We start from the raw sequence: 13,473 nt of genomic DNA, 5'->3' as shown, positions 1-13,473 counted from the left end.
ATTCTACTGTTTTTTTACAAAATATACAATAGTTCTGGAGACCTAATTTGCGATTTTAAAATCAGAGTAGGGAGGAAAGTTGCTTAGTTTGACATCTAAGTAGCTTACTTTTGAAAAAGGTGTCGGTCCTTTTCGGATTTCTTGGATAAATTTTGCCATGATAGCAGATGAGTCTGCTTGGGCTAAGATTTCCACTGTGCCATCGTCGTTATTCCATACTCGACCTGTGATGCCACCAATTTCAAGTGCCAAGCTGTAAACACCCCAACGAAAGCCGACTCCCTGTACCCTACCTTGGGCAATCATTCTAACCTTTTGCATACCAAACCCCTTTGATTGTGTTATAATATTTCTATGACTATTATAACCTCAAAAGCCAATTCTGTGGTAAAAAATACCAAGAAATTACACCAAAAAAAATACCGTAAGTCTGCTTATTTGATTGAAGGCTGGCACTTGTTTGAAGAAGCTGTTCAAGCTGGAGTGACTATTGAAAAAATCTTTGCCCTAGAAAGTTATCGAGATCAGTTAGCCTCGTTTCCGCAAACTGTCTGGGTGTCAGAGGATATTTTGCTAGATTTGGCGGATTCTCAGACTCCACAGGGAATTGTTGCGGTGGTTCAAAAAGAAGAAGTAGGGCAAGCTGACTTCAGTCAGGGCAAGTTCTTGTTTTTGGAAGATGTGCAAGATCCTGGTAATGTGGGAACTATCATTCGGACTGCGGATGCAGCAGGTTTTACTGGAGTGATTGTTTCAGATAAATCGGCAGATATCTACAGTCTCAAGACTCTACGTTCCATGCAAGGTAGTCATTTCCATCTGCCCATTTATCGGATGACTAGCCAAGCGCTTCTCAAGGAAACCAAAGAGGTAGCTATCCCAGTGCTAGCAACAACCCTATCTAAAGATTCTGTTGATTACAGAGAACTGCCTTCTATAGAAAATTTTGTACTAGTCATGGGAAATGAAGGTCAAGGAATTAGTCCCCTCATGGCTGAAAGTGCAGACCAGTTGGTCCATATTAGCATGAAGGGGCAGGCGGAGAGTTTGAATGTTGCCGTTGCGGCCGGTATTTTGATTTTCCATTTAAGCTAATTTTAACTTTTTTTGTTATAATCAAGGAAAGATGTTCATAGAAAAGGAGAAAAGGATGAATCACACTATTATACATGACCGTGCAGGTCTCAATCAATTTTACGCTAAGGTTTATGCCTTTGTTGGTCTGGGAATCGGACTATCTGCTTTGGTATCAGGCCTTATGTTGACGGTCTTTCAGTCTCAGTTGGTTTACTTTTTGATGCAGGGGCGTCTCTGGTTGACCATTGCTACTTTTGCGGAGTTGGCCTTGGTTTTTGTTGCCAGTAGCATGGCTTCAAGGAATAGTCCAGCGGCTCTTCCAGTATTTTTACTTTACTCAGTATTAAACGGCTTTACCCTTAGTTTTGTGGTGGCTTTCTATACTCCGGGTACAGTTTTATCTGCCTTTGTATCGAGCGCCCTTCTCTTCTTTGTCATGGCGGCAGTTGGTATCTTCACCAAGAAAGACTTGAGTGGGATTGGTCGAGCAATGATGGCAGCTCTCATTGGTTTGCTGATTGCTATGGTAGTCAATATTTTCTTGGCTAGTGGTTTCTTTGATTATATGATCAGCGTAGCTATGGTTTTGGTTTTCTCAGGGTTGATTGCTTGGGATAATCAAAAGATTCGCCTTGCTTATGAGCAATCACAAGGTCGTGTAGCGACAGGTTGGGTTGTGTCAATGGCTCTCAGTATCTATCTTGATTTTATCAATCTCTTCCTAAGTATTTTACGTATCTTCGGTCGTAATGACTAAAGGGTCTATGAAATCAGTGTTTTGAGTGACACTGATTTTTTTAAATTTTCTCTTTTCTTTTCTTGGAAATAGGTGTATAATGCTTTTAACTAATTTTTGAGGAGTAGTTTATGAAGAAAAGTTTTATCCATCAACAAGAAGAAATTTCCTTTGTCAAAAACACTTTTACCCAGTATTTGAAAGACAAGCTAGAAGTCGTTGAAGTTCAAGGTCCTATCTTGAGTAGGGTTGGCGACGGGATGCAGGACAACTTATCAGGTGTTGAGAATGCCGTATCGGTTAAGGTTCTCCAAATCCCTGATGCTACTTATGAAGTGGTGCACTCTCTTGCTAAATGGAAACGCCATACTTTGGCCCGTTTTGGTTTTGGTGAGGGAGAAGGTCTTTTTGTCCACATGAAGGCTCTTCGTCCAGACGAAGATTCGCTTGATGCGACCCACTCCGTTTATGTTGACCAGTGGGACTGGGAGAAAGTTATCCCAAATGGTAAACGGAATATCGCTTATCTAAAAGAAACAGTTGAGAAGATTTACAAGGCCATTCGTCTGACTGAGCTAGCTGTTGAAGCCCGCTATGACATCGAGTCTATCTTGCCAAAACAAATCACCTTTATCCACACAGAAGAGTTGGTAGAACGCTACCCAGACTTGACACCAAAAGAACGTGAAAATGCGATCTGTAAAGAATTTGGAGCCGTCTTTTTGATTGGTATCGGTGGCGAGTTGCCAGATGGTAAACCGCACGATGGACGTGCACCAGACTACGATGACTGGACAAGCGAGTCTGAAAATGGCTACAAGGGTCTAAATGGTGATATTCTTGTCTGGAATGAGTCTTTAGGTGGGGCCTTTGAATTGTCCTCTATGGGGATTCGTGTTGATGAAGAAACTCTTCGCCGTCAGGTAGAAATCACTGGTGATGAGGACCGTTTGGAATTGGAATGGCACAAGGCTTTGTTGAATGGCCTATTCCCATTGACAATCGGTGGAGGAATTGGACAATCTCGTATGGCTATGTTCCTACTTCGCAAGAAACACATCGGAGAAGTGCAAACAAGTGTTTGGCCTCAAGAAGTCCGCGATACTTACGAAAATATTTTATAGAGAATCGAACCGCAAGGTTCGGTTTTTTTTCTCTTTTCGCCCATAATTTGGTATAATAAACGGTATGAAAATCGTATCAGGGATCTATGGGGGACGCCCCCTCAAGACACTAGAAGGCAAGACGACAAGGCCAACTTCGGATAAGGTTAGGGGAGCCATTTTTAACATGATTGGTCCCTACTTTGAGGGGGGGCGAGTCTTGGACCTTTATGCAGGTAGTGGTGGCTTGTCAATCGAAGCAGTATCGCGTGGCATGTCCAGCGCTGTTTTGGTGGAGCGAGACCGTAAAGCTCAGACCATCGTGGCTGAAAATATTCAGATGACCAAGGAAGTTGGAAAATTTCAACTCCTCAAGATGGATGCAGAAAGGGCATTGGAACAGGTATCTGGGGAATTCGATCTCATCTTCTTAGACCCTCCCTATGCCAAGGAACAAATCGTAGCAGATATTGAAAAAATAGCTGAGAGGGAGCTTTTTTCTGAAGATGTCATGGTCGTGTGTGAGACGGATAAGGCCGTTGAACTTCCAGAAGAAATTGCCTGTCTAGGCATCTGGAAGGAAAAAATTTATGGAATTAGTAAGGTGACAGTCTATGTCAGATAAGATTGGCTTATTCACAGGCTCATTTGATCCGATGACAAATGGACATCTGGATATCATTGAACGAGCTAGCAGACTCTTTGATAAGCTCTATGTCGGTATTTTTTTTAATCCCCACAAACAAGGATTTCTCCCCATAGAAAATCGTAAACGAGGGCTAGAAACGGCTTTGAAACATTTGGAAAATGTTGAAGTTGTGTCTTCTCATGATGAATTGGTGGTTGATGTCGCAAAAAGATTGGGTGCTACTTGTCTAGTGCGTGGTTTGAGGAATGCGGTGGATTTGCAATATGAAGCCAGTTTTGATTACTACAACCATCAGCTGTCTCCTGATATAGAGACCATTTATTTACATAGCCGACCTGAACATCTCTATATTAGTTCATCAGGCGTTAGAGAACTTTTGAAGTTTGGTCAGGATATTGCTTGCTATGTTCCTGAGAGTATTTTGGAGGAAATAAGAAATGAAAAAAAAGATTAGATGGCCCTTATATGTCATTGCGGCCTTAATTGTGACTTTCTTGGCATTTGTAGTGCCCTTGCCCTACTATATAGAAGTTCCAGGTGGTTCGGAAGATATTCGCCAAGTCCTTAAAGTAAATGACACAGAAGATCAGGCGGCTGGGGCTTATCACTTCGTTACGGTTGGTGTCCAGCATGCCACTTTAGCCCATATGGTTTATGCTTGGTTGACGCCTTTTACAGATATTCGTAGTGCCCAGGAGACCACAGGTGGAACTTCCGATGTTGAATTTATGCGGATCAATCAATTCTACATGCAAACATCGCAAAATATGGCCAAGTATCAAGGTCTAAAAACAGCTGGTAAGGATATCGAACTCAAGTATTTTGGGGTTTATGTCTTGAATGTGACGGATAATTCAACCTTTAAAGGGATTCTCAATATCTCTGATACGGTCACAGCAGTCAATGATCAGACCTTTGATAGTTCTAAAGACTTGATTGATTACGTCAGTTCTCAAAAATTAGGGGACTCCGTCAAGGTCACCTATGAAGAGGATGGGCAAACCAAGTCTGCAGAAGGAAAGATTATCAGCTTGGAAAATGGAAAAAATGGGATTGGAATCGGCTTGATTGATCGTACAGAGGTAATCAGCAATGTCCCAATTAGTTTTTCAACAGCTGGTATTGGCGGTCCAAGTGCTGGCCTCATGTTTAGTCTAGCTATCTATACTCAAATAGCTCACCCAGGTCTTCGTAATGGTCGTATTGTTGCCGGTACAGGTACCATTGACCGCGATGGCAATGTGGGGGATATTGGTGGTATTGACAAGAAAGTTGTAGCTTCGGCTAGAGCAGGTGCCGCTATTTTCTTTGCCCCTGATAACCCTGTTAGCGAAGAAGAACAAAAAGCACACCCGGATGCAAAAAACAACTACCAAACAGCCCTAGAAGCAGCCAAAACAATCAAGACAGATATGAAAATCGTGCCTGTTAAAACCCTACAAGATGCAATTGATTACTTGAAAAACAATCCCTAGTTTTTAAGTGAAGTTTCCAAACTAGCGCACAAACAGAGAAGATGGTATAATAGTCAAATGGTTCAATTATTATTCACTCTAAGCAGTCACATGCTCTTTATTTATGTGAGTTTTTACCTTTTAAAGAATCTTGTTAGATGGGAAAAGGTTTTAAAAGTGACAACTGAGAATACAGGAAAAGTTCGTTTACTAGTAGCCTTTTTCAGCATTGTCATGGGCTATATCATGAGTTCTTTCTTTATCGGCCTATATCAGTTGTGGCAAGAAGCGCTTAGAGGATTATTATAAAATCAAATGTAAAGGAAACGAGTATGGACAAAATTGTGGTTCAAGGTGGCGATAATCGTCTGGTAGGAAGTGTAACCATCGAAGGAGCAAAGAATGCAGTCTTGCCCTTGTTGGCAGCGACTATTCTAGCAAGTGAAGGAAAGACAGTCTTACAGAATGTACCGATCTTGTCGGATGTCTTTATTATGAATCAGGTAGTTGGTGGTTTGAATGCCAAGGTTGACTTTGATGAGGAAGCCCATCTTGTTGAGGTGGATGCTACTGGCGACATCACTGAGGAAGCCCCTTATAAGTATGTCAGCAAGATGCGTGCATCTATCGTTGTCTTGGGTCCAATTCTTGCCCGTGTAGGTCATGCTAAGGTATCCATGCCAGGTGGTTGTACCATTGGTAGCCGTCCTATCGATCTTCATTTGAAAGGTTTGGAAGCTATGGGGGCTAAGATTAGCCAGACGGCTGGTTATATCGAAGCCAAGGCTGATCGCTTACATGGAGCTCATATCTATATGGATTTCCCAAGTGTTGGTGCTACGCAGAACTTGATGATGGCTGCAACTCTAGCTGATGGGGTGACAGTGATTGAAAATGCTGCGCGTGAGCCTGAGATTGTCGACCTAGCCATTCTCCTCAATGAAATGGGAGCCAAGGTCAAAGGGGCTGGTACAGAGACCATTACCATTACCGGTGTGGAGAAACTTCATGGTACGACTCACAATGTAGTCCAAGACCGTATCGAAGCAGGAACCTTTATGGTAGCTGCTGCCATGACTGGTGGTGATGTCTTGATTAAAGACGCTGTCTGGGAGCACAACCGTCCCTTGATTGCCAAATTACTTGAAATGGGAGTGGAAGTGACAGAGGAGACTGAAGGGATTCGCGTTCGCTCTCAACTAGAAAATCTAAAAGCTGTTCATGTGAAAACCTTGCCCCACCCAGGATTTCCAACAGATATGCAAGCTCAATTTACAGCCTTGATGACAGTCGCAAAAGGGGAATCAACCATGGTGGAGACAGTTTTCGAAAATCGTTTCCAACACCTAGAAGAGATGCGCCGCATGGGATTGCATTCTGAGATTATCCGTGATACAGCTCGTATTGTTGGTGGGCAGCCTTTGCAGGGGGCAGAAGTTCTTTCGACTGACCTTCGTGCCAGTGCAGCCTTGATTTTGACAGGTTTGGTAGCACAAGGAGAAACTGTAGTTGGTAAATTGGTTCACTTGGATAGAGGTTATTACCGTTTCCATGAGAAGTTGGCGCAGCTAGGTGCTAAGATTCAGCGGATTGAGGCAAGTGATGAAGATGAATAAAAAATCAAGCTACGTAGTCAAGCGTTTACTTTTAGTCATTTTGGTACTGGTTTTAGGGCTTCTAGCCCTAGGAATCGGCTTAATGGTCGGCTATGGAATCTTGGGCAAGGGTCAAGATCCATGGGCCATCCTGTCTCCAGCAAAATGGCAGGAATTGATTCATAAATTTACAGGAAATTAGGCTGGGAGACCAGCCTTTTTATAAAGATAAGGAGAAATATGAACAAAAAAACAAGACAGACACTGATTGGCTTGCTAGTGTTATTGCTCTTATCTGCGGGGAGCTATTATATCAAGCAGATGCAGTCGGCACCTAATAGTCCCAAAACCAAGCTTAGTCAGAAAAAACAAGCGTCTGAAGCTCCTAGTCAAGAATTGGCAGAAAGTGTCTTAACAGATGCAGTCAAAAGCCAAATAAAAGGGAGTCTGGAGTGGAATGGGTCAGGTGCTTTTATTGTCAATGGTAATAAAACAAACCTAAATGCTAAGGTTTCAAGTAAGCCCTACGCTGATAATAAAACAAAGACAGTGGGCAAGGAAACGGTACCAACCGTAGCTAATGCCCTCTTGTCTAAGGCTACTCGTCAGTACAAGAATCGTGAAGAAACTGGGAATGGTTCGACTTCATGGACTCCTCCAGGTTGGCATCAGGTCAAGAATCTAAAGGGCTCTTATACCCATGCGGTCGATAGAGGTCACTTGTTAGGCTATGCCTTAATCGGTGGTTTGGATGGTTTTGATGCCTCGACAAGTAATCCTAAAAACATTGCTGTTCAGACAGCCTGGGCAAATCAGGCACAGGCCGAGGATTCGACTGGTCAAAACTACTATGAAAGCAAGGTGCGTAAAGCCTTGGACCAAAACAAGCGTATCCGTTACCGTGTAACCCTTTACTACGCTTCAAACGAGGATTTAGTTCCTTCAGCTTCACAGATTGAAGCCAAGTCTTCGGATGGAGAATTGGAATTCAATGTTCTAGTTCCCAATGTTCAAAAGGGACTTCAACTGGATTACCGAACTGGAGAAGTCACTGTTACTCAGTAAAAGATAAGATAAACTCCTATGTCACTTATGGATGTAGGAGTTCTTTTTTCTAGTTTAAGCAGGGCTAGAATAGGTACTAAGAAAAAATAATATGTACTGAGCTAATTTTTGTGATATAATAAGTGACAAGATACTATTTTAGGAGAAGAACTATGGAAGACCCAAGTAGTCAGAATTTGTTGCTACAATTTGTTTTATTGTTTATCTTGACGGTATTAAATGCCTTTTTCTCAGCCACAGAAATGGCCATGGTTTCTCTTAATCGTGCGCGGGTTGAACAAAAGGCGGAAGAAGGAGACAGACGCTACATCCGCCTGCTGAAGGTACTAGAAAATCCTAACCACTTTTTATCAACCATTCAGGTAGGAATCACCCTGATTACAATCTTATCAGGGGCGAGTTTAGCTGATACTCTAGGACGTGTGATTGCCTCTTGGCTTGGGAATGGCGAAACAGCACAAGCCGTGGCAACTTTTCTATCCTTGGCATTTTTGACCTATATTTCCATCGTTTTTGGGGAATTATATCCTAAGAGAATCGCTCTTAATCTAAAGGATGCCTTAGCCATTCGTACAGCGCCGGTTATCATTGGGATCGGAAAACTAGTCAGTCCTTTTGTTTGGCTTTTAGCTGCTTCGACCAATTTCTTGAGCCATTTGACTCCTATGTCATTCGATGATGCGGATGAAAAGATGACCCGTGATGAAATTGCCTATATGCTGACAAATAGTGAAGAAACATTGGATGCTGATGAGATTGAGATGCTACAAGGTATCTTTTCGCTCGATGAACTGATGGCACGAGAGGTTATGGTTCCTCGAACGGATGCCTTTATGGTGGATATTCAGGATGATAGTCAAGCCATTATCCAAAGTATTTTAAAACAAAATTATTCTCGTATCCCGGTTTATGATGGGGATAAGGATAACGTGATTGGCATTATTCACACCAAGAGTCTCCTTAAGGCTGGTTTTGTGGACGGTTTTGATAATATTGTTTGGAAGAAAATCTTACAAGATCCACTTTTTGTACCTGAAACTATTTTTGTGGATGACTTGCTAAAAGAGCTGCGAAATACCCAAAGACAAATGGCAATCTTGCTAGATGAATACGGCGGTATGGCTGGTTTGGTGACCTTGGAAGACCTTTTAGAGGAAATTGTTGGTGAAATTGATGATGAAACGGACAAAGCAGCAATAGATGTTCATCAGATTGGCGAGGATACTTACATTGTTCAAGGAACTATGACCCTCAATGATTTCAATAATTACTTTGATGTTGAACTGGAAAGTGATGACGTTGATACCATCGCTGGTTACTATTTGACAGGAGTTGGAACCATTCCGACGACTGAGAAACTCAGCTATGAAGTGGTCAGCCAAAACAAACAACTTATCTTAACCAATGATAAAGTGAAAAATGGACGTGTTACCAAGGTAAAAGTCCAAATTACAGAAGTCGAAATAGAAGAAGAAACAGAGTAAACCAGAGGCTTTTGTCACCATACGTGACGAAGCTTTTTTCAGTTGATTTCATGAGGGAATTATGTCATGGAAAGAACTTTGCCCCAAAAGTTTTTCAAAATTATCCGTATTTATCAGAAGAAAAAATAAAAAAGCCCTTCAAATTGGGCTTTCTGTTCATTTGAAACCTGATAAATCAAGTTATAGAAGGCGGTAGACGGATTTGAACCGACGATCAAGCTTTTGCAGAGCCGTGCCTTACCACTTGGCTATACCGCCTTAACGTTTATTATTATACCTTGAAAATGATTTTCAGTCAATAGCTTTTTCAGTTTTTTGTACCATAGTGTGATTCGAATGTGATGCCAAGTTTTCTATGGGAAAAAATTACCAAAAATCTACTGAATCCCCTTGAAAAATCTAGCTAAATAGGGTATAATATGAGTAATCATTTGTCGTAGGTTTTGTCTGAAATATTGTCCAGACAAGGCTCACAGCAGTTAAATCTTCTGAAAAAGTCAGATTTAGCTGCTCTTTTTGTGCTTTTTTTCAGGATTTTGAGTACTTGTAACAAAGACTTAAAGATTCTGAAAATTTATCAAGGGGACACGGTGATAAGGGTTTTTAAAACCATATGACGATTAGAAAAGCCTGATTGATAAGGCTTGGAACTTATTTATAAAGGAGAATCATCTTGGCAGGACATGACGTTCAATACGGGAAACATCGTACCCGTCGTAGTTTTTCAAGAATCAAAGAAGTTCTTGACTTACCAAATTTGATTGAAATTCAAACTGACTCATTCAAAGATTTCCTAGACCACGGTCTTAAGGAAGTGTTTGAAGATGTATTGCCAATTTCAAACTTCACAGACACAATGGAGTTGGAATTTGTTGGATATGAAATCAAGGAACCAAAATACACGCTAGAAGAGGCTCGTATCCACGATGCTAGCTACTCAGCACCAATTTTTGTAACTTTCCGCTTGATCAATAAAGAAACAGGCGAAATCAAAACTCAAGAAGTTTTCTTTGGTGATTTCCCAATCATGACAGAAATGGGTACTTTCATCATCAATGGTGGTGAACGTATCATCGTTTCGCAGTTGGTTCGCTCGCCAGGTGTTTACTTTAATGACAAAGTAGATAAGAACGGTAAAGTGGGCTACGGTTCAACGGTTATCCCTAACCGTGGAGCTTGGTTGGAGCTTGAAAGCGACTCAAAAGATATCGCCTACACTCGTATCGACCGTACTCGTAAGATTCCATTTACAACCTTGGTTCGTGCGCTTGGTTTCTCAGGTGATGATGAAATTTTTGATATCTTTGGTGATAGCGAATTGGTTCGCAACACTGTTGAAAAAGATATCCACAAGAACCCAATGGATTCTCGTACCGACGAAGCCTTGAAAGAAATTTACGAACGCCTTCGTCCAGGTGAGCCTAAGACTGCTGAAAGCTCACGTAGCTTGCTTGTAGCTCGTTTCTTTGACCCACGTCGTTATGACTTGGCAGCTGTCGGTCGTTACAAAATCAATAAAAAACTCAATGTTAAAACACGCTTGCTTAACCAAACCATTGCAGAGCCGTTGGTAGATCCTGAAACAGGAGAAATCTTGGTAGAAGCTGGTACAATTATGACTCGTAGCGTGATTGAAAGCATTGAAAGCCATTTGGATGGTGACTTGAACAAGATTGTTTACATTCCAAATGATGCAGCTGTTGTGACTGAGCCAGTTGTTCTTCAAAAATTCAAGGTTGTTGCTCCAACTGATCCAGACCGTGTTGTAACCATCATTGGTAATGCCAATCCAGATGACAAGGTTCGTATCGTCACTCCTGCAGATATTCTTGCTGAGATGAGCTACTTCCTCAACTTGGCTGAAGGACTTGGCCGTGTAGATGATATCGACCACCTTGGAAACCGTCGTATCCGTGCGGTTGGTGAATTGCTTGCCAACCAAGTACGTCTTGGACTTTCTCGTATGGAACGTAATGTCCGTGAACGTATGTCTGTCCAGGACAATGAAGTCTTGACACCACAACAAATCATCAATATCCGTCCTGTAACAGCTGCGGTGAAAGAATTCTTTGGTTCATCACAGTTGTCACAGTTCATGGACCAACACAACCCACTTTCTGAGTTGTCTCACAAACGCCGTTTGTCAGCCTTGGGACCTGGTGGTTTGACACGTGACCGTGCTGGATATGAAGTACGTGACGTGCACTACACTCACTACGGTCGTATGTGTCCAATCGAGACACCTGAAGGACCTAACATCGGTTTGATTAACAACTTGTCATCTTACGGACATTTGAACAAGTATGGTTTTGTTCAAACACCATACCGTAAAGTTGACCGTGAAACAGGTGTTGTTACCAACGAAATCGTTTGGTTGACAGCCGATGAAGAAGATGAATTTACTGTAGCACAGGCTAATTCTCGTCTGAATGAAGATGGAACCTTTGCTGAGAAGATTGTCATGGGACGTCACCAAGGGGTCAACCAAGAGTATCCAGCGAATGTTGTTGACTACATGGATGTATCACCAAAACAGGTAGTTGCCGTTGCGACAGCATGTATTCCTTTCTTGGAAAACGATGACTCCAACCGTGCCCTCATGGGAGCCAACATGCAACGTCAGGCTGTACCATTGATCAATCCTCAAGCACCTTACGTTGGTACTGGTATGGAATACCAAGCAGCCCACGATTCAGGAGCTGCTGTGATTGCTCAGTATGATGGTAAAGTTACTTACGCAGATGCTGACAAGGTAGAAGTTCGTCGTGAAGATGGTTCATTGGACGTTTACCATATCCAAAAATTCCGTCGTTCAAACTCAGGTACTGCCTACAACCAACGTACGCTTGTTAAAGTTGGCGATGTCGTTGAAAAAGGCGATTTCATCGCTGACGGACCTTCTATGGAAAATGGAGAAATGGCGCTTGGACAAAACCCAATCGTTGCCTACATGACTTGGGAAGGTTACAACTTCGAGGATGCTGTTATCATGAGCGAACGCTTGGTGAAAGACGATGTCTACACATCTGTTCACCTTGAAGAATACGAATCAGAAACGCGCGATACAAAGCTTGGGCCTGAAGAAATCACTCGCGAAATTCCAAACGTTGGTGAAGATGCCCTTAAAGACCTTGACGAAATGGGTATTATCCGTATCGGTGCTGAGGTTAAAGAAGGTGATATCCTTGTAGGTAAAGTAACACCTAAGGGTGAGAAAGACCTTTCAGCTGAAGAACGTCTCTTGCACGCTATCTTCGGAGACAAGTCTCGTGAAGTGCGCGACACTTCTCTTCGTGTACCACACGGTGCCGATGGTGTCGTTCGTGATGTTAAGATCTTTACACGTGCAAATGGGGATGAATTGCAATCAGGTGTTAATATGCTGGTTCGCGTCTACATCGCTCAAAAACGTAAAATCAAGGTCGGAGATAAGATGGCCGGACGTCACGGAAACAAAGGGGTTGTCTCTCGTATCGTTCCTGTAGAAGACATGCCTTACCTTCCAGACGGAACTCCAGTCGACATCATGTTGAACCCACTTGGGGTGCCATCACGTATGAATATCGGTCAGGTTATGGAGCTCCACCTTGGTATGGCGGCTCGTACTCTTGGTATTCACATCGCAACACCGGTCTTTGATGGAGCAAGTTCTGAAGACCTTTGGTCAACTGTTAAAGAAGCTGGTATGGATAGCGATGCCAAAACAATCCTTTACGATGGACGTACTGGGGAACCGTTTGATAACCGTGTTTCTGTCGGAGTCATGTACATGATCAAACTCCACCACATGGTTGACGATAAATTGCACGCGCGTTCAGTCGGACCTTACTCAACCGTTACTCAACAACCACTCGGAGGTAAAGCTCAGTTTGGTGGACAACGTTTCGGTGAGATGGAGGTTTGGGCTCTTGAAGCCTATGGTGCATCAAATGTCCTTCAAGAAATCTTGACTTACAAGTCTGACGATATCAACGGACGTTTGAAAGCTTATGAAGCTATTACAAAAGGGAAACCAATTCCAAAACCAGGTGTTCCAGAATCCTTCCGAGTTCTTGTCAAAGAATTGCAATCTCTTGGTCTTGACATGCGTGTCCTAGACGAAGATGACCAAGAAGTGGAACTTCGCGACTTGGATGAAGGAATGGACGAAGATGTCATCCACGTAGATGACCTTGAAAAAGCCCGCGAAAAAGCAGCCCAAGAGGCAAAAGCAGCCTTTGAAGCTGAAGAAGCTGAAAAAGCAACAAAAGCGGAAGCAACAGAAGAAGCTGCTGAACAAGAATAAGCAGTTCACTTAGAATAGAAAGGGA

14 protein-coding genes and 1 tRNA gene are annotated in these 13,473 nt (G+C 42.5%); 13 read left to right on the top strand and 2 right to left on the bottom strand.

Going from position 1 to position 13,473, the window contains the following annotated elements; translation table 11 throughout:
* Positions 1-42: 42 nt before the first annotated feature.
* Positions 43-321 carry an acylphosphatase gene (locus HW098_RS09680; RefSeq protein WP_001174613.1) on the bottom strand — a complete coding sequence of 93 codons (279 nt, stop codon included), beginning with the start codon at positions 319-321 and terminating at the stop codon, positions 43-45.
* A gap of 33 nt (positions 322-354) precedes the next feature.
* Here HW098_RS09680 and HW098_RS09675 point away from each other — a divergent pair, with 33 nt between their 5' ends.
* From HW098_RS09675 to HW098_RS10780, 12 genes are all read left to right on the top strand, one after another.
* Positions 355-1,095, top strand: coding sequence for an RNA methyltransferase (locus HW098_RS09675; protein WP_176139961.1), 741 nt, complete (start codon positions 355-357; stop codon positions 1,093-1,095).
* Between the two features lie 55 nt (positions 1,096-1,150).
* On the top strand, positions 1,151-1,834 hold the full coding sequence (locus tag HW098_RS09670) for a Bax inhibitor-1/YccA family protein (RefSeq protein WP_001016913.1): 684 nt from the start codon (positions 1,151-1,153) through the stop codon (positions 1,832-1,834).
* 110 nt (positions 1,835-1,944) lie between these two features.
* On the top strand, positions 1,945-2,937 hold the full coding sequence (asnA, locus tag HW098_RS09665; RefSeq protein WP_000748005.1) for an aspartate--ammonia ligase: 993 nt from the start codon (positions 1,945-1,947) through the stop codon (positions 2,935-2,937).
* 64 nt (positions 2,938-3,001) lie between these two features.
* Positions 3,002-3,541, top strand: a complete 540-nt coding sequence (rsmD, locus tag HW098_RS09660; RefSeq protein ID WP_004245553.1) for a 16S rRNA (guanine(966)-N(2))-methyltransferase RsmD — start codon at positions 3,002-3,004, stop codon at positions 3,539-3,541.
* On the top strand, positions 3,531-4,019 hold the full coding sequence (gene coaD, locus HW098_RS09655) for a pantetheine-phosphate adenylyltransferase (protein WP_088790992.1): 489 nt from the start codon (positions 3,531-3,533) through the stop codon (positions 4,017-4,019). The genes rsmD and coaD overlap by 11 nt, the downstream gene beginning before the upstream one ends.
* Positions 4,003-5,040: a SepM family pheromone-processing serine protease gene (locus HW098_RS09650; RefSeq protein WP_057488226.1), complete on the top strand. Its 1,038-nt coding sequence runs from the start codon at positions 4,003-4,005 to the stop codon at positions 5,038-5,040. Before coaD ends, HW098_RS09650 begins: the two co-directional genes overlap by 17 nt.
* A gap of 57 nt (positions 5,041-5,097) precedes the next feature.
* Positions 5,098-5,328, top strand: a complete 231-nt coding sequence (locus HW098_RS09645; RefSeq protein WP_078156193.1) for a DUF1146 family protein — start codon at positions 5,098-5,100, stop codon at positions 5,326-5,328.
* Positions 5,329-5,351: 23 nt separating this feature from the next.
* Positions 5,352-6,635, top strand: coding sequence for a UDP-N-acetylglucosamine 1-carboxyvinyltransferase (gene murA / locus HW098_RS09640; protein ID WP_050262001.1), 1,284 nt, complete (start codon positions 5,352-5,354; stop codon positions 6,633-6,635).
* On the top strand, positions 6,628-6,816 hold the full coding sequence (locus HW098_RS09635) for a DNA-directed RNA polymerase subunit beta (RefSeq protein ID WP_044012464.1): 189 nt from the start codon (positions 6,628-6,630) through the stop codon (positions 6,814-6,816). The genes murA and HW098_RS09635 overlap by 8 nt, the downstream gene beginning before the upstream one ends.
* Positions 6,817-6,854: 38 nt before the next feature.
* On the top strand, positions 6,855-7,679 hold the full coding sequence (gene endA, locus HW098_RS09630; RefSeq protein ID WP_176139960.1) for a DNA-entry nuclease EndA: 825 nt from the start codon (positions 6,855-6,857) through the stop codon (positions 7,677-7,679).
* A gap of 152 nt (positions 7,680-7,831) precedes the next feature.
* Entirely contained in the window at positions 7,832-9,163 is a 1,332-nt protein-coding gene (locus HW098_RS09625; RefSeq protein ID WP_176139959.1) for a hemolysin family protein, read from the top strand.
* A 61-nt stretch (positions 9,164-9,224) separates the two neighbouring features.
* On the top strand, positions 9,225-9,359 hold the full coding sequence (locus HW098_RS10780; RefSeq protein WP_259390846.1) for a hypothetical protein: 135 nt from the start codon (positions 9,225-9,227) through the stop codon (positions 9,357-9,359).
* Here the strand turns inward: HW098_RS10780 and HW098_RS09620 are convergent.
* Positions 9,351-9,421 (bottom strand) — tRNA-Cys (locus tag HW098_RS09620). The genes HW098_RS10780 and HW098_RS09620 overlap by 9 nt on opposite strands.
* 415 nt (positions 9,422-9,836) lie before the next feature.
* Between HW098_RS09620 and rpoB the strand changes: the two genes are divergently transcribed.
* Positions 9,837-13,448, top strand: coding sequence for a DNA-directed RNA polymerase subunit beta (gene rpoB / locus HW098_RS09615; protein ID WP_119947421.1), 3,612 nt, complete (start codon positions 9,837-9,839; stop codon positions 13,446-13,448).
* Positions 13,449-13,473 lie beyond the last annotated feature (25 nt).

This window comes from Streptococcus sp. 1453, from assembly GCF_013276955.1.
GTDB lineage: Bacteria > Bacillota > Bacilli > Lactobacillales > Streptococcaceae > Streptococcus.
The sequence above is the reverse complement of the archived record's forward strand: the minus strand, read 5'-3'. Positions and strand labels throughout refer to the sequence as shown.

Excerpts from the sequence above, each read along its gene's own strand:
- HW098_RS09680 (WP_001174613.1), bottom strand. The coding sequence starts at position 321 with ATGCAAAAGGTTAGAATGATTGCCCAAGGTAGGGTACAGGGAGTCGGC.
- HW098_RS09675 (WP_176139961.1), top strand. The coding sequence starts at position 355 with ATGACTATTATAACCTCAAAAGCCAATTCTGTGGTAAAAAATACCAAG.
- HW098_RS09670 (WP_001016913.1), top strand. The coding sequence starts at position 1,151 with ATGAATCACACTATTATACATGACCGTGCAGGTCTCAATCAATTTTAC.
- asnA (WP_000748005.1), top strand. The coding sequence starts at position 1,945 with ATGAAGAAAAGTTTTATCCATCAACAAGAAGAAATTTCCTTTGTCAAA.
- rsmD (WP_004245553.1), top strand. The coding sequence starts at position 3,002 with ATGAAAATCGTATCAGGGATCTATGGGGGACGCCCCCTCAAGACACTA.
- coaD (WP_088790992.1), top strand. The coding sequence starts at position 3,531 with ATGTCAGATAAGATTGGCTTATTCACAGGCTCATTTGATCCGATGACA.
- HW098_RS09650 (WP_057488226.1), top strand. The coding sequence starts at position 4,003 with ATGAAAAAAAAGATTAGATGGCCCTTATATGTCATTGCGGCCTTAATT.
- HW098_RS09645 (WP_078156193.1), top strand. The coding sequence starts at position 5,098 with ATGGTTCAATTATTATTCACTCTAAGCAGTCACATGCTCTTTATTTAT.
- murA (WP_050262001.1), top strand. The coding sequence starts at position 5,352 with ATGGACAAAATTGTGGTTCAAGGTGGCGATAATCGTCTGGTAGGAAGT.
- HW098_RS09635 (WP_044012464.1), top strand. The coding sequence starts at position 6,628 with ATGAATAAAAAATCAAGCTACGTAGTCAAGCGTTTACTTTTAGTCATT.
- endA (WP_176139960.1), top strand. The coding sequence starts at position 6,855 with ATGAACAAAAAAACAAGACAGACACTGATTGGCTTGCTAGTGTTATTG.
- HW098_RS09625 (WP_176139959.1), top strand. The coding sequence starts at position 7,832 with ATGGAAGACCCAAGTAGTCAGAATTTGTTGCTACAATTTGTTTTATTG.
- HW098_RS10780 (WP_259390846.1), top strand. The coding sequence starts at position 9,225 with ATGTCATGGAAAGAACTTTGCCCCAAAAGTTTTTCAAAATTATCCGTA.